This window comes from Pseudomonas sp. BF-B-26 (assembly GCF_019956495.1).
Classification (GTDB): domain Bacteria; phylum Pseudomonadota; class Gammaproteobacteria; order Pseudomonadales; family Pseudomonadaceae; genus Aquipseudomonas.
In genome coordinates this window covers 1-18,182 of record NZ_JAHBDP010000086.1, presented here as the reverse complement: position 1 = coordinate 18,182, position 18,182 = coordinate 1, and the positions used below count along the sequence as shown (strand labels likewise).

The 18,182-nt window shown below is 57.5% G+C and carries 19 protein-coding genes; 6 read left to right on the top strand and 13 right to left on the bottom strand.

The window, feature by feature from the left end:
* Nucleotides 1-71: 71 nt before the first annotated feature.
* Entirely contained in the window at nucleotides 72-395 is a 324-nt protein-coding gene (locus tag KGB03_RS19200; protein ID WP_223528267.1) for an antibiotic biosynthesis monooxygenase family protein, read from the bottom strand.
* Complete coding sequence (locus KGB03_RS19195) at nucleotides 392-1,099, bottom strand: CTP synthase (protein WP_223528264.1); 708 nt, start codon at nucleotides 1,097-1,099, stop codon at nucleotides 392-394. Before KGB03_RS19195 ends, KGB03_RS19200 begins: the two co-directional genes overlap by 4 nt.
* A gap of 15 nt (nucleotides 1,100-1,114) precedes the next feature.
* On the opposite strand from KGB03_RS19195, the gene KGB03_RS19190 reads away from it, so the two are divergent.
* On the top strand, nucleotides 1,115-2,056 hold the full coding sequence (locus KGB03_RS19190) for a LysR family transcriptional regulator (protein ID WP_223528261.1): 942 nt from the start codon (nucleotides 1,115-1,117) through the stop codon (nucleotides 2,054-2,056).
* Nucleotides 2,057-2,063: 7 nt separating this feature from the next.
* Here the strand turns inward: KGB03_RS19190 and KGB03_RS19185 are convergent, their stop codons facing one another.
* Nucleotides 2,064-2,606 carry a DUF1003 domain-containing protein gene (locus KGB03_RS19185; protein ID WP_111451514.1) on the bottom strand — a complete coding sequence of 181 codons (543 nt, stop codon included), beginning with the start codon at nucleotides 2,604-2,606 and terminating at the stop codon, nucleotides 2,064-2,066.
* 140 nt (nucleotides 2,607-2,746) lie between these two features.
* Nucleotides 2,747-3,355, bottom strand: a complete 609-nt coding sequence (locus tag KGB03_RS19180) for a TetR/AcrR family transcriptional regulator (RefSeq protein WP_223528259.1) — start codon at nucleotides 3,353-3,355, stop codon at nucleotides 2,747-2,749.
* 215 nt (nucleotides 3,356-3,570) lie between these two features.
* Between KGB03_RS19180 and KGB03_RS19175 the strand changes: the two genes are divergently transcribed.
* On the top strand, nucleotides 3,571-4,629 hold the full coding sequence (locus KGB03_RS19175; protein WP_223528257.1) for an MBL fold metallo-hydrolase: 1,059 nt from the start codon (nucleotides 3,571-3,573) through the stop codon (nucleotides 4,627-4,629).
* A gap of 48 nt (nucleotides 4,630-4,677) precedes the next feature.
* On the opposite strand, the gene KGB03_RS19170 is transcribed toward KGB03_RS19175, so the two are convergent.
* Both KGB03_RS19170 and KGB03_RS19165 read right to left on the bottom strand, forming a co-directional pair.
* Nucleotides 4,678-4,995: a helix-turn-helix transcriptional regulator gene (locus KGB03_RS19170; protein WP_223528255.1), complete on the bottom strand. Its 318-nt coding sequence runs from the start codon at nucleotides 4,993-4,995 to the stop codon at nucleotides 4,678-4,680.
* 93 nt (nucleotides 4,996-5,088) lie between these two features.
* Nucleotides 5,089-5,856: an AraC family transcriptional regulator gene (locus KGB03_RS19165; RefSeq protein ID WP_223528252.1), complete on the bottom strand. Its 768-nt coding sequence runs from the start codon at nucleotides 5,854-5,856 to the stop codon at nucleotides 5,089-5,091.
* A 271-nt stretch (nucleotides 5,857-6,127) separates the two neighbouring features.
* Here KGB03_RS19165 and KGB03_RS19160 point away from each other — a divergent pair, with 271 nt between their 5' ends.
* Together KGB03_RS19160 and KGB03_RS19155 are read left to right on the top strand one after the other, a co-directional pair.
* Nucleotides 6,128-6,946, top strand: a complete 819-nt coding sequence (locus KGB03_RS19160) for a sulfite exporter TauE/SafE family protein (protein ID WP_223528250.1) — start codon at nucleotides 6,128-6,130, stop codon at nucleotides 6,944-6,946.
* A 101-nt stretch (nucleotides 6,947-7,047) separates the two neighbouring features.
* A complete protein-coding gene (locus tag KGB03_RS19155; protein WP_223528248.1) occupies nucleotides 7,048-8,229 on the top strand; it encodes a hypothetical protein in 1,182 nt (393 codons plus the stop codon).
* A 240-nt stretch (nucleotides 8,230-8,469) separates the two neighbouring features.
* Here the strand turns inward: KGB03_RS19155 and KGB03_RS19150 are convergent, their stop codons facing one another.
* The 3 genes from KGB03_RS19150 to KGB03_RS19140 form a co-directional block, all read right to left on the bottom strand.
* Complete coding sequence (locus KGB03_RS19150) at nucleotides 8,470-9,423, bottom strand: sensor domain-containing diguanylate cyclase (protein WP_192411117.1); 954 nt, start codon at nucleotides 9,421-9,423, stop codon at nucleotides 8,470-8,472.
* Nucleotides 9,424-9,426: 3 nt separating this feature from the next.
* The gene (locus KGB03_RS19145) at nucleotides 9,427-10,425 is read right to left on the bottom strand and encodes a response regulator (protein ID WP_223528245.1); all 999 of its coding nucleotides are present in this window, start codon (nucleotides 10,423-10,425) and stop codon (nucleotides 9,427-9,429) included.
* 129 nt (nucleotides 10,426-10,554) lie between these two features.
* Nucleotides 10,555-11,544 carry a hypothetical protein gene (locus tag KGB03_RS19140; protein ID WP_223528242.1) on the bottom strand — a complete coding sequence of 330 codons (990 nt, stop codon included), beginning with the start codon at nucleotides 11,542-11,544 and terminating at the stop codon, nucleotides 10,555-10,557.
* 148 nt (nucleotides 11,545-11,692) lie between these two features.
* On the opposite strand from KGB03_RS19140, the gene arsA reads away from it, so the two are divergent.
* Both arsA and KGB03_RS19130 read left to right on the top strand, forming a co-directional pair.
* Nucleotides 11,693-13,450, top strand: a complete 1,758-nt coding sequence (gene arsA / locus KGB03_RS19135) for an arsenical pump-driving ATPase (protein WP_223528239.1) — start codon at nucleotides 11,693-11,695, stop codon at nucleotides 13,448-13,450.
* Nucleotides 13,447-14,019 carry an aspartate carbamoyltransferase gene (locus KGB03_RS19130; RefSeq protein WP_223528326.1) on the top strand — a complete coding sequence of 191 codons (573 nt, stop codon included), beginning with the start codon at nucleotides 13,447-13,449 and terminating at the stop codon, nucleotides 14,017-14,019. The genes arsA and KGB03_RS19130 overlap by 4 nt, the downstream gene beginning before the upstream one ends.
* A gap of 131 nt (nucleotides 14,020-14,150) precedes the next feature.
* Here KGB03_RS19130 and KGB03_RS19125 read toward each other — a convergent pair whose 3' ends face one another.
* From KGB03_RS19125 to KGB03_RS19110, 4 genes are all read right to left on the bottom strand, one after another.
* Entirely contained in the window at nucleotides 14,151-14,864 is a 714-nt protein-coding gene (locus KGB03_RS19125) for an HNH endonuclease (protein WP_223528236.1), read from the bottom strand.
* Nucleotides 14,865-14,974: 110 nt separating this feature from the next.
* The gene (locus KGB03_RS19120; RefSeq protein WP_223528234.1) at nucleotides 14,975-15,508 is read right to left on the bottom strand and encodes a Bro-N domain-containing protein; all 534 of its coding nucleotides are present in this window, start codon (nucleotides 15,506-15,508) and stop codon (nucleotides 14,975-14,977) included.
* A gap of 415 nt (nucleotides 15,509-15,923) precedes the next feature.
* On the bottom strand, nucleotides 15,924-17,174 hold the full coding sequence (locus KGB03_RS19115; protein ID WP_008034875.1) for a ribonucleotide-diphosphate reductase subunit beta: 1,251 nt from the start codon (nucleotides 17,172-17,174) through the stop codon (nucleotides 15,924-15,926).
* Between the two features lie 518 nt (nucleotides 17,175-17,692).
* On the bottom strand, nucleotides 17,693-18,007 hold the full coding sequence (locus KGB03_RS19110; protein ID WP_223528230.1) for a hypothetical protein: 315 nt from the start codon (nucleotides 18,005-18,007) through the stop codon (nucleotides 17,693-17,695).
* Nucleotides 18,008-18,182 lie beyond the last annotated feature (175 nt).

The window sequence follows — 18,182 nt, the reverse complement described above, 5'->3', positions numbered from 1 at the left end:
ATGTGTCGATCACAAGACCCATGTGGGAGTGAGCCTGCTCGCGATGGCGGCCGTAAGAACACCTCAACCACTCACTTGTTGAACACATAAGCCCGCTCAACCTTGCACACCCGCGTATGGCAAGACGAATACCAGGTCGACCGCCCGCGCTCGCGAATCTCACTGTGCTCGGGATGATGTTTCCACGCCAGAATCGCCGCTTCGCTGGCCCAGTAGGACACCGTAATCCCGAGCCCGTCTTCACCCCGAGCCGATTCCACCCCCAGGAAACCGGGTTGCTCACGGGCCAGTTCGACCATGCGCTTGGCGGCCTGCTCGTAACCGTGATCACCGTCGGTGCGCAGGGAGGTAAAAATCACCGCGTAGTATGGCGCTGGCGCAGTGTTGGCGATCATGACTTCTGCCCCTTGCAGGCTGCGATCAACGCACGGACCAGCGGCGGCAGCTTGCCCTTGAGTGCTGCGCGTTCAGGTTGGAACAGCGTTGCGACGAAGAACGGATGCCCTTTGAGTTCCACCGCTCGTAAGTCACCTGAAGCATCGTGGCCAACAGCGCACAACTGTTGGCTCAACAACTCACGTTCGAACGCTGGATTAACGCCGTAGCGACAGCGATAGCCTTCGACAATCTCCGCGCTTTCGTACGCCTCGGCGATCAACGAGCCTTCAACCAGATGAATGCTGTCGACGGCTTCCACCAGCGAACAGGTCAGTGGCGTGAGCAGCGCTCGCGTTGCCTCGGGTGATGTCTCGCCATGTTCAGCATCATCCCAGCCCAGAACATTTCGGGCGTATTCGAGTACGGCGTGTTGAAAACCGCCGCAGGTACCCAGGAACGGCCGTTGCTGTTCACGGGCAAAACGAATCGCCCGCAACGCACCGTCCCTATCGCGGTAAGGGCTGGCAGGCACGCACCAGAAACCGTCGAAATCAGCCAATGGCGCATCGGCGCTGATGCGGTCGGTGGCCAACCACTGGAACTGCACGTCGGTATTCGCCTGTTCAGCGGCCATGCCGAGGGCGACGGGAATGGCCTGGTGAGCGGTGACGTGCGGGTCGTAATCGCCGATCAGAGCAATGCAAATTGGGCGGGTTTCCATGAGTGCGCTCCACGCTTGTTGATTCCTGGCACCCACTATAGATTGGCGTTCACGCACTCAATATTGGCGTTATCCCAATTGATCAATGCACCGATGCACTATCGACTGGATTACCCCGACCTGTCCCTGATCCTCGCGCTGGTGCGCGGCGGCTCTCTGGCCCGGGCGTCTACGCTGTTGAAGGTCGACGTCTCGACCGTATTTCGCGCCGTGCGCCGACTGGAAGCCGCGCTGGGCCAGCAACTGTTCGAAAAAAGCCGCGCCGGCTACTTGCCCACCACCTTGGCGCAAACCCTGGCCGAGCAGGCTGAGCGGGCCGAACAGGCACTGGAAGCAGCGCGCATTGGCGTGGAGCAGGGCGGTGAAGTCATCAGCGGCACGGTGCGCCTGACCTGCACCGATTCGGTCTTGCAAGGCTTGCTGCTGCCAGCGTTGGCGAAGTTCATGCCCGGCTACCCGGCGCTGACCATCGAGTTGAGTACCTCCAACGACTTCGTCAACCTCAGCCGCCGGGATGCCGATATCGCCTTGCGCCTGACTCGAACGCCGCCCGAGCACTTGGTGGGGCGGCGATTGGCCCAGGTGTCCTATCGAGTCTGTGCCAGTGAGGCGTATCTGAAATCGGTCGATTCCGAAGACTTGGGGTCGCTGACCTGGATTGCCCCGGACGACTTCCTCCCCGATCACCCCACCGTTGTGTGGCGCCGTCAGCAGTTGCCCGGCGTTACACCGGGTTATCGCTGCAACAGCATGTTGTCGGTGACTGAACTGGTGCGGGCCGGGCTCGGTGTCGCGGCATTGCCGGACTTCCTCATCGGTGACGGGCTGCAGCCGTTGAGCGAGCCGTTACACGGTTACGACACGGCACTCTGGTTGCTGACCCGCCCGGACTGCCGCGCCTTGCGCTCGGTGGTGACGTTGTTCGATGAGTTGGGGCGGGCGCTTCGATTGCCTTGACCGAGCGCTAAACCTTCGGCTGATCCTTGTGCACGAAGTGCTGATGCATTTCCGAGGTCAGGCTTTCGATGCGTTCGGTGAGGGCCTTGGTCATTTCGGTGAGCCGGGTGTTTTGCTCCAGCAACTCCAGCAGTTGCGCAGTGTTCTGCGCCGCTTGTGCCTGGCGCTCACTGTTGGCCACGGCCAGTGCTTCGCGATGCAGCGCATCGGCTTCAGACTGGGCTTTGTCGCGTGCTGCCTGGCGGGTCTGGGCCAACAGGATCAGCGGCGCGGCATAAGCCGCTTGAAGGCTGAAGGCGAGGTTGAGCAGGATGAACGGGTAGAGATCGAAGTGGGCCACGCCGAACAGGTTGAGGCAAATCCATACCACCACGATCAGCGTCTGCGCCCCGAGAAAAGTTGGCGTGCCGAAGAACCGCGCAAAGGCCTCGGCGCGCAGGGCAAACTTGTCGTTGCCAAAGGTAGGCGCCAAGTGGGCGTGGGGGCGATGAAAGCGCAGGTGGTCAACTGGGGGGTGGGCGGGTTTAGTGTCGGAAGTCGTGGTGGTCATGGTGTTCTCTGCATGGCGCTGGGACTGAGGCTCACTATAGCCCCAGCGCCAGTTTCATTCTGAAACACATTGCGGTGTTTTATTCAGAGCGACCAGTGATTGGAAAAATCGGCAGACATTGTCATTTATTGCAGCTCGGTTCAGAGCTGATAACAGGCCAGAAACATGTCCAGTGCCGACTCCACAACAGTGGTCTGCATTTCGGCTGACAAGCTGGGCAGGCCCATGGAAATCTGTGGCCAGAACGCAAAGGATTTGAGCATTCCCTGAATCTGTTGTGCGGCGAATTCGGGGGCGACCGGTTTCAAACGGCCATCGGCCTGAGCGGCGCGGATCCACACGGTCAGGCCTTCTTCGCGCTCACCCATTCGGCACACCATATTCTGGGCGCGCTCGGGGGAATGGATGGTGGCGGCAATGGCCACTCGCGCCAGGTCGAGAAAATTGTCATCGCCCAGCATCTGCATTTTCGCCATCAGCATCCGGCGCATCTGGTCGCGCAGGGGCAGGTCAGGGTGGTAGGGCGTTTCCTGTTCAGCCGTCACCCGCGCCCATAATTGATTGAGGATTTCGGCGAACAACTCTTCCTTGCTGGGGAAATGGTTGTACACCGTGCGCTTCGACACGCCGGCGGTGGCAGCGATCTTGTCCATGCTGGTGATGTCGAAACCGTTGGCACGGAATTCGGCAATCGCCGCCTGAATGATGGCTTCGCGTTTTCGGTCGGTGAGGCGCTGTGGAGCTGTCATAAGTACGCTTTTGGCAGGAAGAAGTGAGAACTACACTTGGCAGTTTACTTGTGATCAGCTTTGATGCAACCTTGAAACTACACTGTGCAGTGTAATGTTTTGTTAATCCTGCGCAGTGAACAATAGAATCTCCGGCTGATGCGTGCGTGCCTTGGCCATTTATCGTCCCGAGCGGAAAACTGCGAATCAAGTGGTTTTCCTGGAGTCATTCAGTCATGGCCACTTCAACTTCCCCTGCGGACAACGCCTCCACGCCTGAAGCTTCCCGTCAGGTAGAAGGGCTCTTTCGAAACCATGCGCTGGCAAAGCGCGAAGGCTTTCGCAAAACCCTGCGCATCATGTGGAACATGATCTTCCATAAACCGCGTAACACCCGCCCGACGGCGCCTGTCCCGGTACAAACCCTGACTCAAGCAGCGTTGATCGCCGCCCCCAACCACAGCGTTTACCGCCTCGGCCATTCCACCGTACTGCTGAAACTGCAGGACAAATTCTGGATCACCGACCCGGTCTTCGCCGAACGCGCCTCACCCGTGCAATGGGCCGGCCCCAAGCGCTTTCACCAGCCGCCGATCAGCCTCGAAGAACTGCCTCCGATTGAAGCGGTGATCCTGTCCCACGATCACTACGACCACCTCGACTATCAAGCCGTACTCAAACTGGCGGATAAGGCCAAGTACTTCCTCACGCCGTTGGGCGTGGGCGACACCCTGATCAAATGGGGCATCGACGCCAGCAAGGTCCGGCAACTGGACTGGTGGCAAGGCACTGAGGTCGACAGTATTCAGTTCATCGCCACACCTTCGCAGCACTTTTCCGGTCGCGGTCTGTTCGATGGCAACAGCACGCTGTGGGCCTCCTGGGTGATGATCAGCGGTGACACACGAATCTTCTTCAGCGGCGACAGCGGTTATTTCGACGGCTTCAAACGCATCGGCGAACAGTACGGCCCGTTCGACCTGACCCTCATGGAAACCGGTGCCTACAACGTTGAGTGGCCGCATGTGCACATGCAGCCGGAGCAAACCCTGCAAGCGCATATCGACCTCAAAGGCCGGTGGTTACTGCCGATTCATAACGGCACCTTCGATTTGTCGATGCACGCCTGGTACGAACCCTTTGACCGCATTCTGGCGTTGGCCTGGGAGCGGAGCGTGTCGATTACCACGCCGCAGATGGGGCAGGCGTTCAACGTGATGTATCCGCAGCGGGGTAGCACTTGGTGGTCGGAGTTGGAAAGTGTTGGCGATCAGGTGGAACCTCAGAACGCTTGATGATGTGAAACCGGGCTGCTTACCCTGCAAGCGGCCCGGGCCGGCACCTCACTCAACCATCGCATAATCCGCCCGCCCCACCGGATCAGGCGTTGTCCCTTTCACATTCATCCCTCTCCCCGGCGCAAACCCCGGGAAGAACACCAACCCCTCCGATTCAAACCGATAAGCCAACGCCAGCCGCGTAACATCCAGCACATCGCGTTCATCCTCAAATCGCTGAATAGCGTCCACCGAAACCCCGGATTCCCGAGACAGTTGCTCCACACTCCAACCCAGCATCGCTCGGGCTTGAACGCTATGCGCGGGGGTGAATTGGAAAAGGGCGATACGTTCCAGGGTGATTTTCATCGCAAGAGAGGCCATGGTGTTCTCCGGGCTCAAGAGTGCTGATTCAAAAAATACTGTGTTTTTGTACAGTTGTTTTGAGCCCGAATCAAACTCATTTTTTGATTGGTTCTATCTCGTCCCGTCCAGCCAGGTCGTTGGCGCTTGTCCCAGGATGCGACGGAACATCGTGGAGAACGCCGCCGGGCTGTCATAGCCAAAATCCAGGGCAATGCGCGTCACCGGTTCGCCCACCACCAACCGCGCCAGCGCCAGCACCACGCAAGCCCGCTGCCGCCATTGGCTGAAACTCAGACCCGTCTGTTGGCGGAACAGGCGATTGAAAGTCCGCAGGCTGATATGCAACTGATCGGCCCATTGCTGTGGTGACTGATGAGCGTTCGGTTGCTGGAGAAACATCTGACACAACCCAAGCAGCCGCGCATCCAGGGGCAGCGGAATGTGCAACGGCAAGTGAGCGCTATGGGCCAACTCATGCAGCAGCAAGTCGATCAGCGCACCATCGCGTCCGGCCTCGTCGTACTCCAGCGCAACCTCCACCGCCTCCATCAGCAAATGCCGCATCAACGGCGAAACACTGATCACCTGGCAGCGCTTGCCCAAATCAACCGTTCCCGGTTCGATGTACAAACTGCGAGTGCTCACCCCCAGCATCAACACCTCATGCGCCACCCCCGGCGGAATCCACACCGCCCGCTGCGGCGGCACCACCCAATTGCCGTCGTGCGTACTCACCTGCATCACCCCGGTGGCGCCGTACAACAACTGCGCTCGTCGATGGGTATGGCGCGGCAATAGCTGACCGTTGGGGTAATCCGTGCCGATGGCCACCACCGGTCGTGGCGTGTCGTCCAGCAGATCAATCGAAACATTGCGCATCAAGCGTCATCCAGCGGTTGGCGTAAACGCAAATATTATTGGCTGACTTGCTGAAGCAGGCCAAGCCCTAATACCCGTAAGTTAAGAGCAATCCTTGTGGGAGCGGGCTTGCTCGCGAAGACGGCGGCACAGCCAACATTGATGTCGCCTGACACACCGCTTTCGCGAGCAAGCCCGCTCCCACAAGGATTGCTCTTACTTAACTTACCGGCGATAGGCCAACCCCCCATCGCTCTATCGTCGGCCACTCTCAACCAACGGACGATGCGCGATGTTCTTCTACCTCTTGCTGGCACTCTTCGGCTGCATGACAGGCGTCACGGCCGTGCTGTTCGGCTTCGGCGGCGGTTTCGTCGTCGTGCCATTGCTGTACCGCATGCTCATGACCCGCCAAGGCACAGACGACCCCGTCAGCCAATCGGCGATGCACATTGCTGTGGCAACCTCGACCTGCGTGATGATCGTCAACGCAGCGATCGCCACCGGAAAACACCGCCGCGCCGGTAATCTCATTCGTCATTACCTGTGGCCGTTGGGCGGGTTCATCGGCGTGGGCGCGGTCGTCGGCGCCGTCGCGGCGATGTGGGCCAGTGGCGAGGTGATCCGCTATGCCTTCATCGCGTACCTGGGCGTGACCATCGCGGATTGCTTGTTGCGACGCGGCTTTCTTACAGCGTCCGACACCGCCATCCCACGGCGATTGGGAAGGGCAGAAGTGTCAGGCGGCGGTGTCGGAATCGGCACCATCGCCACGTTTCTCGGCGTAGGCGGCAGCGTTATGACCGTGCCGTTGTTGCGGCGTTGTGGGTTAAGCATGTCCCAGGCGACGTCCATGGCCAATCCACTGAGTTTGCCCGTGGCGCTGGCCGGGACGCTGACTTACATGGCCATGGCTGGGTTTACCGAGTTTGATCTTGGGCCGTGGTTTGTCGGTTATGTGGATGTGCTGGCGTTTGCGGTGTTGACGGTGGGGTCGCTGGTGGGGATTCGGTTGGCTACGCCGTGGATTGGGCGGACTCCGGATCGAATGCATGCGCGGGTGTATGTTGGTTTGCTGGTTTTGGTAATGATCAGCCTGTGCCTGAGTTGAGTGCTGGCGACGTAGCTTTTCATCGATTCTCGGACGATGCTTCGCCATAATCCGTCGCTCTTTTGCGCGAGTAGGCGCTCGTTTCATTCAAGGATGATGTGATGTTCAAAGGACTGTTTCGTCTGACCGGTGTTGTCGTGCTGGTGTGCTCAGCGGTTTCTACTGCGCTGGGCGCCGACGGTGGCAAACAGGTTTACTCCGGAACGTTAGGCAATTCACCGATTGTGTTGGAGGTGAACACCGATAACGCCAAGGACGTGAGCGGGCGCTACTTCTACCAGAAGTACCGCAAGGACTTAATGCTCAGAGGCGAAAAGGACGGTGAGGCGCTGAGATTTGATGAGGGCAACGACCGCGATAACGAGGGTAAACCGCGCCCGAACATTCGTCTTCAGCCCACATCCAACGGCTTATCCGGGGAATGGACCAGCCCCCAAGGCAAAGTCCTGAAGATAGAACTGCTGCGAGCCAAACTACCACCGGTTCCAGTTGGTACTTTGCCTTATCTCGCTACGCTCCATGACGTGTCGTCTTATGAATACCTGCGCCTGCAAGGTATGAAACTCAAACAAGGCAAGACCGAAACCTTCATGGGCTACACGCTGCAATGGTGGAGCGAACCGCAATCCGGGATGTCGTTGTTTGAAGTGATTTCGGGTTACACCGCCGAAGAACTTCAGCGCATCAATCAACAATTAATGGGGCGTTTGTGGCAGCAAGTCGTCAGCTTTCACGACTGCCTCACCCAGCCCGGGATGTACGTCTACAGCCAAACGGCCGATCCGTTATGGATGTCACCCTCGGTGATCAGCGTGAACATCAAGGCTGAGTCCAACTGTGGCGGGTCTTATTCGGATGAGAGGGACATGCCGTTCAATCTTGATACCAAGACCGGCAAGACCCTGGCGCTGGAGGATGTGCTTTGGATCGGACAAGGCGAGCCGCAGTACTACGAACTAAACCAGCTCGACGACAAGGCGTCCAATGATGCTTATCTCGCCTATTCCGAATACCGCACCAAAGAATTGGCACCGTGGCTGGTAGGTCAATTGCGTACGCTCTATCCCGTGGAAGTCACCACCACGACTGACCGTAACGATGGCTGCGTCTACGGTGAAGAACAATCGTGGATCTTCCCCTCCTGGTACTTCACCGACCAAGGCATCAAATTGCTGCCTTCCTTTGCTCACAACCAAGCAATGTGTCGAAACGTGGAATGGAGCACCCTGCCGTACAACCTGATCAAACAACACCCCGGCCACGTAGCATTGAAGTTGCCTTGACACTGAATTATTTATCCGCCAACCCCGGCGCTTCACGAACCAGCAGCTCAGTATTTTGCGAAGCAGTCCTGAAACCTGCAAATGCGGTGTGTCTGACACAACAGGGTCGCCGATTTTAGGGCCGCTGTGCGCCCCAGCCGGGGCAAGCCCCCTCGCCACAAATGCCCACCAGACGGGAAAATTTCCGCTAACTGACTGGTATTGGAGGAATGGGCGCTTTCGCAGAGTTGAGGATGCTATCTACTCATACACCGTCACCCGATTGCGCCCGGCCTTCTTCGACGCAAACAGCGCGTGGTCCGCCCAGGCGATCAGGTCGGCGTAATTGGTCGAGGGCTGGCTCAGGTCGGCCACCCCCAGGCTGATGGTGAAACGGATGCTCTGGTCGTTGTGCAGCACTTCCAGCCCTTCGACTGCCTCACGCAGACGCTCGGCGAAAACCTGTGCACCGGTCTTGTCGGTGTCCGAAAGCACCACGCCGAACTCTTCACCGCCATAACGCCCAGCCACATCGGTTTCGCGCACATGTTCGCGGATCAGCCTGGAGACTTCCTCGATGACCTTGTCGCCCGCCTGGTGACCATAGGTGTCGTTGACCCGCTTGAAGTGATCGATATCCAGCATCACCAGGCTGGTGGCATTGCCATAACGCTGGTGCCGGGCATAGGCGACTTTCAGGCTTTCTTCCCAATGGCCGCGGTTGTACAGACCCGTCAGCCGATCGGTGCTGGAGAGTTGCTGCAATTGCGCATTTGCGGCCAGCAGCTGATGCCGGTTGGTGGCGACGTCGGTGACGTCATAGATCACCAGACAGATATGGTTGATTTTGCCGTCGGTGGAGCGCAGCGGTAACAGCGTGGTGTTCTGGTACATGAACTCTTCCTGGCCGGTGATCGGCTGATAGTTCTTGAACCGCACCAGATACGGGCGCTGCTCCCAAACAGTGAACGCTGGCGTACCAAGGGTAGCGACGCTTTCCACCTTGCGGCTAAACCATTGGCGGTCGATTTCAGGAAACAGACTGAAGAAACTCTGATTGTGGGAATCCTTGGGCTGCACCCCAGAGCGGTTCTCCATGAAGGTGTTCCAGACCTGCACGTGGTAGTCGCGGTCGAGCACCACCACACCGACGTCGATGCTCTGGACGATCGCCAGCAACCAGTGAAACTCGTTCAGATCGATAGGCTCGTTCATGGCTCAGTTCATCAAGTAGGCGAGTTTGTGGGTTAACCGCTCGATGGAGTCTTCCGTGAACAGCAACAATAGGTCGAAACGAATATCGTGCCCTTCCAGGCTGTAGCTGATTTCCACCGCCAGGGTCTTTTTCCAGCGCTTGTGATTGACCCGGATCAGCTCATCGATGGCCGCGTGCTGGCCGAGGATCTGCGGATGGCCTTGAGAAAACACCACATCGATCTGTTCGGCAATGCTGCTCAGGCAAGCACCGATCAGAACGCTGGAGAGGTCCAGCAGCATTTCCAGGTCCGAATAATCGCTGCTCTGACGCTGCATCAACTGCGCGATGTCGGCGATTTCCGAGTCGTGAAACATCAGCAGGGCTTCGCCGGCGATGCCACTGCCGATGAACCCCTGGCAGATGGCCGTGAGTTGCTGGCTGCTACTGGCATCGGTCAGGGCCATGTGCAATTCGCCGACTTCGAGGATGTTCACGTTCGGGACCGGCAACTGCACAAAAACTCCCAACACCTGGGCTATCAGGGCGGCCGCCCCGCCCATGGCAACGTTGACCGTTTCGCGAAACGCATCGTGAAAACTGATGACCGTGTTCGCTGCCGGACGACTCCCCTGCGACGCCTGGCCGGGTTCCGTCAGTAGCCCCAGCTGACTGAGTGTCTGGCGCAGCTCGTGTTCGTCGAAAGGCTTTTTCAGGAACGCCAGCGCGCCCAGCTCACGCACGCGGCGCACTGCTTCTTCCTGAATGTCACCAGAGATCACGATGACTTGCGCCTTCAATCCTTCGGTGCGCAAGGCGCTCAACACCTGATAACCATCCATCTCCGGCATGGTCAGGTCGAGCAGCACCACCAGCCCTAACCCCCGGCGTATGGCCTCCATTGCCTCGCGACCATTACCTGCCTCGGTAACCGAAACCGGCCAGTCCGCCGGCAGCGCCCGTAACACCTGCTTGCGGGCCATGTTGGAGTCGTCACAGACCAGTAGGGGAATCACTGACACAAGATAGGGCACTCATCGGCGTTGGACATCAGGGAAAGCACTACGGCCCATCATGCCCCATAAGCTTACAAAGACCACTTTATAAACAGGGTTTCATTCAGAATGACGTCCAGCAGGGTGAGCCAATGACTATTGACTCGCCAACCCTGGCGCCTCACGAATAATAAAGTGATCCAGGTTCTCAATATTCGCGCTGAACACCCCGAACGTCTGCTCGGGGTTTTTCTTGCTCGGCACCATCTTCAACTCCGGCGTCACGCCATAAAAGAAGCAATACAATTCTTTCCCGCTCTCACTGGCGTGCTTGATCTCTTCCAGAAACGCTTTGCGCTTGCGGTAGTTGTCGATCAGCTTTTTGCTCAAGTAAACGTTGACTGAATAAGGCTTCTTCTTCGCCTCGTCCGCTTGCTTGAACCAGACCTTCTGTTCGAAATCGATGCGAAAGCTCTGGGTGTAATCCTTGATCTCCTTGATCTTGCCCCAGTAAATCAGCCCCTTGTTGTCCTGCAGATACTCGATCTTCTTGAAGAACGACCCATAAGGCGCCGTGTGCTCACCAATCTTCAGCGGCATGCGCTTGAGCAGCTCCTTGTCCTCGAAGTTCGACACAAAACACTCCACCGGGTGGGCGAAGACACTGGTCTTGTCCGGTGCTGATTCGCGGCTTGGGTGTTCGACATCACTGGCCGCTGAAGGCGGTTTCGGATCATCCCGCATCACATCAGCCGCCACCGCCGGGCTCGATGGCTTACGCACATACTCACGTCGCGTCAGCAACAACTCCGACGGGAAATGCTCCTCGCGACTGTCATCCGTTTCCGCACCGTCCGCGTCCACACCTGACGTCGACGCCTTGAGACTGACATAAGGACAATCCGCGACATGGCGGGTGCTGGGCGTGTTCTTGAAGTGCGGGGTGCGAACGTAGTTCACGTTTTTGGCGTTGAACGTCGTCAACACATTCGCCGCATCGAACGCCAAACGACAAGCATCGTTGGGGCATTGGAAGTGTTCTTTGGCGGAGTCGAAATCCATGGTTTCGTCGAAATTGAGATCGCGCACGTCATAGATCGACAGCTTGTCGTCGAGGCTGAGGCAGTAGGCGAGGTCGAATTTCATGGCGGGCTCGGGTCCTTGAGTGGGGAAGGGTATTAATAGCGGGAGGTGGGGCGGGTTGCACTGAATGTTTTTCAGATAAAGTTGGCGCTGCTGAGCATCGGTCTAAACTCTGAGCCTCAATTGTGCTCCGTAGCGAGGCTAACGTGCCATGCAGTCCACCATCAAACTGCTCGATCAGCCCACCCAATATATGTTCTTCACTGGCAAGGGCGGGGTTGGCAAAACGTCGGTTTCCACTGCGGTATCAATCGCCTTGGCTGATGCAGGCAAGAAGGTGCTGCTGGTTAGCACAGACGCGGCCTCTAACCTTGATGAGATGCTCGGTGTCGAGCTGAGCAATCAGCCTGTAGCGGTGCCGAACGTGCCTGGAATGTTCGTGCTCAACATCGACCCCGGGACCGCTGCCATCGACTACCGGGCCCGGGTGGTGGAGCAAATGGGCGCCCAGGCCAGCGATCAAGATATTGCTCTGGTGCGTGAGCAACTCTCGGGAGCATGCACGACCGAAATCGCTACGTTCGATGAGTTCTCCCACCTCCTGTCACAGGGGGGCGCGGCCTATGATCATGTCGTGTTCGATACCGCGCCCACGGGACACACGCTCAGGCTGTTGAGCCTGCCCAAAGCGTGGAGCGGATTTTTGGAAGGCAATGATCGTGGTGCGTCATGCCTGGGGCCGCACTCGGGGTTGAAAATGCAGGAGCAGCTTTTCAATCAGGCGTTGGCGGCGCTCAACAATCCAGCCCTGACCACCGTCGTGCTAGTGGCTCGTCCTGACAAAGGCGCACTGGGCGAGGCCGCGCGTTCCTCCGACGAGCTCCGTGAGTTGGGTCTGGAAAACCAGCGTTTAGTGGTGAACGCTGTGTTCAAACGCAGCGACTTGAATGACCCGATCGCAGCCGCCATCGAAGCGATCGGCCAGCAGGCGCTCGACGAGATGCCCGCGTCGCTGCGCCAGCTTTCAGCCGACTACATTTCGCTCAAGGCTGTAGATTCCGTTGGCTTGCCCGCGCTCCGCAGTCTGCTTTCCCTGGAACTTGCCAGGCCAACAACGGCTGCAACACAAACGCGCTCACCTCTGGAACACCACACCCTCTCGGAACTGGTTGCCGAGCTTGCGAATGACGAACGCGGGTTGATCATGGTCATGGGCAAAGGGGGAGTAGGCAAAACCACCATTGCCGCCGCCATCGCCCTGGGCCTGGTGCAGCACGGCAAGTCCGTGCACCTGAGCACCACGGACCCTGCGGCGCATCTGGCGGTGACCCTCAACGCCGATGTGCAAGGGCTCGACGTTGGCCGCATCGACCCCAAGGTCGAGACCCAAAAATACGTGGACAAGATCGTCGCCTCCCGCGCGCCAACCCTGACGGACGATGAAATAGCCTTGCTCATCGAGGATCTACGATCCCCCTGCACCGAAGAGGTCGCGGTCTTCCACGCGTTCTCCCGCGTGGTTGCTCAAGCCAGAACGTCGTTCGTGGTGCTCGATACCGCCCCCACGGGTCATTCACTGCTACTGATGGATGCCACAGGCGCCTATCACCGCCAGATGGTTCGGGAATTCAAAGGCGACTCGGACCACATCGTCACGCCTTTGATGCGCCTGCAAGATGCGCACTACACCAAAATCATCCTGGTGACGCTGCCGGAAGCCACACCGGTGTCTCAGGCGGCAGCACTGCAGGATGACTTGCGCAGGGCCAAAATCGAACCGTTTGCCTGGGTGGTCAATAAGTCTCTATTGGCCACAGACACCGATGACCCGCTGCTGCGAGCGCGCCTGGACAGTGAGCGCAAGCAGATGGCGCGGGTTGCAGACCAAACCAGCCACGATGTCATCGTGGTGCCCTGGACGGCGGAGCCACCTGTTGGTGTCGCAGCGCTGAAGCGCCTGTTGGATTGACGCGCCAGCGTCGGCTCACCCCCTTCCAACATCGGAGAAAGACCGTGCTAAAAGCCGCCATCGCCTCAATCGTTCTCTCGGCGCTTGCTGCAAACCTTCACGCTCAGACCATGGATCATTCGAACGACGCGCAACGGCAAGCCGAGGTTGCAGGTCGCGGCAAGGATGTCATGCCGTTCAGCCTCGCAGCGACGACCCATGTCTTCACCAAGACCGCTGAAGGCGGCATTCAGCAAGTGGTCGTCAAAAAGCCTGCGGATGCTGCCCAAGTGCAGTGGGTTCGCCAGCACCTTCAAGATATCCGCGAGCGGTTTCTCAAGGGCGACTTCTCAGGCCCGGCGCACATCCATGGCCAAGACATGCCTGGCCTGGCAGACCTGAAAGCTGCCAAGCCTGGGCAAATGGCGATCACCTACAAAGACATCGAAGGTGGCGCCGAATTGGCCTTCAAGACCTCGGATCCAGCCTTGATAGCGGCGCTTCACCAGTGGTTTGATGCCCAGCTTTCCGACCATGGCAAGGACGCGATGGAAGGAGACGCACATCATAGCGAGATGATGAACAAGTGAACGAGGGGCCATGGGCGGCGATCGGCTTAGGCTGGGTAAAAACGTTGTAGAGCAGGTTTGATAGTCAGAACCAGAACAAAAATCGCTCGCCGTCTTCGTGCGCATGTGCCGATGAAGTTCTACAGGCCCAATCACTCAAACTTCAACCGTTCCACCTTCTGAAACAGTGAGGCAGTGAACTCATCCCGGTCACCGGAATGGTGACAACGTCGATGACAGTTCGGACACAGCGCCACGGCATTGCTTGGCCGATCCGAACCGTCCTGTGCCAAATGCTTAACGTGGTGGACCTCAAGAAACGGCCTGCCATCCTTTTCAAACGGAGCAGGCTCGCCACAGCCTTCGCATCTACCGTTAGCCTGTTGGCGAACCCAAGCTCTCACCTCAGGATCGCGAACATACGACTTTCCGCTGGACTGAGTCTGTTCTGGTCTCTCAATCCCTTTCGGCACGTCTTTAATCGGTTGTTTTTCAAGTTTGGCAGAACGCTGTTCCAGCGTTGCCTCGTCCGCTGTCGGGACAAAATCCTCAGAGGTCAACGTATTTGGAGCGTTGAGCGCTTCTCGAATGCTTCGCGCAACGTTCGCGCCGACATTCTTGGCGGGTTTGTAACCCTTGATAGGCTCTCGACCCAACTCGGCCATGATCGTAGAAATGTTCTGCATCCGAAACTCTACTGAGCTCTTAGTGCGGCCGGCTAAGAGACCTTCGCGTAGTACACGATTTTCATGGGCCTTATTGAACGCCTGACCGTTCTGCTCACGTGACCACATGCTGAGATAAGAATCGACCGCAGCCTGAATCTCCGCGTCACTCCAATCGCTGTTGCTCTTTTCCGTGTCCATAAAATCGCCGAGGGCTGAAAACCCTCGGACGATACTAAGTGGCCATTACGGCTGTCTACGAAAATTCCTACAGAAAATCCCGACGCTTCGTTCAGTCGGTCCTACAAAGGCTAACCAACCGAATGCGTTGAAGACTGAAGAGCCTCCAAAACCTTCCGCCACCAAGGCTTAACCACCGGCACCCGCCGCCGTGTGCGATTCAGCAACAGATAAGGCATATCTCGAAGCCGAATCCAGCCTTCATCCTGCCAATGCAACAGACTCAACGACATCTCCGGCCAATCCAACAAACTCAACATCGGTCGATCCGCATTCTTTGACTGCCCCGCATCGCGCAAAGCTGGCACTACTTGATGAGTTAGCCATTCACGCAACAACCGATTCCCCGGTGCGTAGTGATAAACCAACAAGGCATACACTCCGGACTCGCTGAGCATCAGCCGCTTCTCCGGTTGGCCGTGGTAATCAATCAACAACGTATGCCGCTGATCCTCGTCCAGTTTGCTGACCACTCGATCGTTCAGGTGGAAACCCATCAAACGACCCAGATCGCGGGCGCAGAACCATGGCTGGTTTTCTAGTAGGAGGGCATGGAGGGTAAGGTTGTGGCGAGTGAAGACTGTTACAGAGAAGGGATCAGTCATGACTGATCTCCAGAATGGCGAGAGTGCGGGGTAGATCGTGTTCAGGCATATCCATTACCTCTACGTGTAGATTTAGGAGGGCCTGACCCCAACGTAGAGTGGACTTGAAAAATCCCAACGAGCAAAGCCTTCGCACATCCGAACGACAAACCACCAAAGGGTGAGTTGCGTGTCTGTGTGATTGACCAAGCTTCTACGTTGGGCGTTTCTTAGGCACCTGCAATGGAGCTTAGAGGTGCTTTGACAGAGCATCAATGCGGACGGAGCTGTAAGTGTTGTAGGAGTTTTAGCGTCGTAGCGTAGGGAAGGAAAAAAGTTTTTCATTCCCCAATAAAAAGCCCCGATCAGATCGGGGCTCTTGCTTTTCGATTTTTCGATTCAGAGTGCAATCGTCAAATCGCGGCGAGCTCTGGAATCAATCCCAGCTCAACGCCCCACCAGTCTGATACTCAATAACCCGAGTCTCAAAGAAGTTCTTCTCTTTCTTCAAGTCCATAATCTCGCTCATCCAAGGGAACGGGTTAGTCGTCCCTGGATACTCTTCTTTCAACCCAATCTGCGACAAACGACGATTCGCGATGAACTTCAGGTAGTCCTCCATCATCGCCGCGTTCATGCCCAACACGCCGCGAGGCATGGTGTCACGCGCGTATTCGATTTCCAGCTGAGTGCCTTGCAGAATCATCTGCGAAGCTTCTTCCTTCATTTCGGCATCCCACAAGTGTGGGTTTTCGATTTTGATCTGGTTGATCACGTCGATGCCGAAGTTCAGGTGCATGGATTCGTCGCGCAGGATGTATTGGAACTGCTCGGCGACGCCGGTCATTTTGTTGCGGCGGCCCATGGAGAGGATCTGGGTGAAGCCGCAGTAGAAGAAGATGCCTTCCAGAACGCAGTAGTAGGCGATCAGGTTGCGCAGCAGCTCTTTGTCGGTTTCGACGGTGCCGGTTTCGAACTTCGGATCGGAGATCGAGCGGGTGTATTTGAGGCCCCAGGTGGCTTTTTTCGCGACCGATGGGATCTCGTGGTACATGTTGAAGATCTCGCCTTCATCCATGGCCAACGATTCGATGCAGTACTGGTAGGCGTGGGTGTGGATCGCCTCTTCGAAGGCCTGGCGCAGGATGTACTGGCGGCATTCCGGGTTGGTGATCAGGCGGTACACGGCCAGGACCAGGTTGTTGGCAACCAGGGAGTCGGCGGTGGAGAAGAAGCCGAGGTTGCGCATGACGATGCGGCGCTCGTCGTCGGTCAGGCCTTCCGGGTCTTTCCAGAGGGCGATGTCGGCGGTCATGTTGACTTCTTGCGGCATCCAGTGGTTTGCGCAGCCGTCCAGGTACTTCTGCCAGGCCCAGTCGTACTTGAATGGTACGAGTTGGTTGAGGTCGGCGCGGCAGTTGATCATGCGCTTTTCGTCGACGGCCACACGGGCGGAGGCGCCTTCGAGTTCGGCGAGGCCTTCGGCGATGTCGAGGTTGTCCAGGGCAGCTTTTGCTCGGGCGATTGCGGCGGAGTCGGACGCGGTGACAGCGCGGGCTTCTTGAGCCGCGACGCCACCAGCGGTGTCGAGGCGGTCCATGTTGGCTTCAGTTGCGTGCCCGGCGTTGGCGCCTTTTACAACGGTTTCGCCGCTGTCTTCTTTGTCGAATTCGTCCCAGCTCAGCATGACGTGTCGTCTCCTGCGTGAGGGCCAGATGCCCGTGTGAAAACTGATAGGTTGGTTTTTCACACGGCCGTACTGGCCGCGTTGGATAGCGTTTTTTGCAGCGGTACACGCAGGCAAATAAACATAAATTTGTACGGGGTTCCGAGAGCCTCTGACGGGCGCAGAAATCGGTGAAGACTTCGGCGTGGGCTTCAGACTGGCTGTTATCCCTGTAAGGGAATATTGCAGGCCCGTTTAAGGCGGCATTATAGGGAAATTTTTGCTGCCGTGGTGGGGCGAATCCGCGCATGCAGCGGTCGAGAAGGAGGGTTTTTCGGTCGGAGCGAGGGTTTATAGGGCTTTGGCTGGATGTCGGGCGTGAAGATTTTTTTTCATAAATTTTGGCTAGCCATTTTTTTGTTCAAAAAACAGCCAAAAAACGGCGTTTTTCACTACATGTTGTGTTTTGAGTCACTTTTCGATGCCCCCAGACACAACTAAGCCCGACCGAAGTCGGGCTGTGAAGTCGCACTCAATGGTCAGCTGAGGCGGGCTGCACCCACGTGGTCGGAACCATCAGCTGCCACCTTGGCTGCACCGGTGTGATCGAAGCCGTCAGCAGCGACTTTGGCGGCGCCAGTGTGATCAAAACCGTCAGCAGCGAGTTTGGCAGCGCCCGTGTGATCGGAGCCATCGGAAGCGAAAGACGCCGAGCCGGTATGGTCGTAACCATCAGAAGCGACAGCCGCTTGTGTGGTGTAAGTAGCCGAGCCAGTGCGGTCGTAGCCGTCAGCGGCGAAGGTGTTAGCGGCCAGGACGGAAAGGGTCAGGGCGAGGATCAGTTTGGTTTTCATGGTAGTGGCTCCAGGTTCGTTGGCGTTTTGTGCCTTGGGTATGGAATTCATGCTACGCCAGTTAATTTGATTAAAAAGCGCAAATAAACGCTTAAATCAATCGTATATATCGATATGTAAGGTTCGGCGCTTCATCTGCCTTAATAGCGGGCGGGTGGGTCGAACCTTGGGAAGG